This window comes from Paenibacillus alkaliterrae (genome assembly GCF_021532375.1).
In the GTDB taxonomy this organism is placed as follows: Bacteria; Bacillota; Bacilli; order Paenibacillales; family Paenibacillaceae; genus Pristimantibacillus; species Pristimantibacillus alkaliterrae.
The window spans coordinates 1-1,594 of sequence record NZ_JAKGAP010000121.1 but is presented as its reverse complement, the minus strand read 5'-3'; the positions used below and the strand labels follow the sequence as shown (position 1 = coordinate 1,594).

3 protein-coding genes are annotated in these 1,594 nt (G+C 49.5%); all 3 read right to left on the bottom strand.

What is annotated here, in order from left to right; genetic code table 11:
• Positions 1–204: 204 nt before the first annotated feature.
• Positions 205–408, bottom strand: coding sequence for a DUF5348 domain-containing protein (locus L1N85_RS26270; protein ID WP_235241976.1), 204 nt, complete (start codon positions 406–408; stop codon positions 205–207).
• 14 nt (positions 409–422) lie between these two features.
• Complete coding sequence (gene istB, locus L1N85_RS26265) at positions 423–1,217, bottom strand: IS21-like element helper ATPase IstB (protein ID WP_235241975.1); 795 nt, start codon at positions 1,215–1,217, stop codon at positions 423–425.
• Positions 1,201–1,594: hypothetical protein (locus L1N85_RS26260; protein WP_407946576.1), on the bottom strand; the 394-nt coding region annotated here is incomplete at its 5' end. The genes istB and L1N85_RS26260, both read right to left, overlap by 17 nt.

The following is a 1,594-nucleotide window of genomic DNA, read 5'->3' as shown; positions in this document are numbered from 1 at the left end:
TTGTCAAGGCCGGAATAAAAGTTTATCTTTTAGCCGATTTAATTTTTTAGATTTTAGCCATAAGGGAGTCAGATTCAAAGGGGGGCTAGCCCCCCTTTGAATCTGACTCGGCGGCCGCGGCAGCACCCTCCGTGATCGAGTCTTTTATCCGACCCATGGTTGTCCACATGTGAATATTCTCGGTGCCATTAACTTTGTAGATACTCACAGGTTGATCAAATATTTATCCGATTCTCTCAGATTAAAGCGTACTTCCGGCATACACACATACCAATGCTGATCCAATTCCAACCGGCATGGGATCGGCTCCCCGTCCACATATAGCTCCAGTATTTCGCCGCAGTGTAAACCGTAATCACGTCCTCCAAGTGCGACAATCCATCGCTGCTGTGCCTTGTCAAAGCGCATGGGCACTTTCCTCTTCATCCCCTCGTCACCCCCGGTTCTGGGCTGTCCAGTGATGCCTTGGGCATGACCCCTGCTTTCACTTTCTCCTTGAGACGATAGGATTCTCCACGCATATTAAATACGGAACTGTGATGCAGCAAGCGGTCCAGTATTGCTGTTGCCAGCACAGAGCTTCCGAGCATGTCTCCCCATTCGCTGTAGGACTTATTTGAGGTGATGATGATCGATCCACGCTCGTAACGTTTGGAGACGACCTGGAATAAGATCTGAGCGCTTACGGAATCGAATGGAGCATATCCCAATTCGTCTACAATAAGCACTGTTGGTTTGGCGTATTGCCGCAGGAACTTAGGGATTTGCCGGCGTTCAGCGGCTTCCTTCGCGGCCTCTATAAAATCGTCAGATCGGACGAAGAGGGCGCTCTCTCCTTGATCGATGACGGCCATTGCGATGGCCACCCCAAGATGAGTTTTCCCTACCCCGGGAGGGCCTAAGCATAAGAGATTGTGACCCTCCCGGTAAAATGAGCGTGCCAGTAAATCACGTATCCTTCGTTCATCCACACTCGTTTGTACCTTAAAGTCAAACTCGGTCAACGTCTTGACAAAGGGGAATCGGGCATTTTTTACCTTCCGATTCCAGGACGTCTCTTTCTTGTGGGATTCTTCCACCGTTAACAGGCTGGTTAAAAACTCGGCATATGTTATACTGTTTGCAGATGCCTCTTCTAAGAGCGCATCCAAACGGTGCGAGATGTTTTTCCATCCAAGCTCTGTACAACGCTCTTGCAACTCAATGAGCGCCTGCATACAGGGATTCCTCCTCTCCGATGTTCTCGTAGTAGTCGAGGGAGCGAGTTTCTACCTCTGGAGCTTTCTGAACGTGTGGGGAGGTCGCCAAACCTAGATCCCCTTCTTCAGAAGCTCCTTTTACCTTAGGCAGATGCTCCGGTCTGTAAATGGTCTTTTTCTTCGGGTCTTGATTCACTTGGTACTCGGTTATTTTCTTTTCATGATCCCACACCTCGAAGTGCTCGGACGTGACCCAGCGAATCCCTACTTCTTTCAGCAACAGGTCGCTTGGAACCGAATACTTTTTGGATTTGACCGAGATGTAGCCACCGTCTACAAGCCGTTTTTCCCACTTGGCCACCACATACGGCGCAATGCTCAAGATGGAAGTGAGT

Excerpts from the sequence above, each read along its gene's own strand:
- istB (WP_235241975.1), bottom strand. The coding sequence starts at position 1,217 with ATGCAGGCGCTCATTGAGTTGCAAGAGCGTTGTACAGAGCTTGGATGG.
- L1N85_RS26270 (WP_235241976.1), bottom strand. The coding sequence starts at position 408 with ATGCGCTTTGACAAGGCACAGCAGCGATGGATTGTCGCACTTGGAGGA.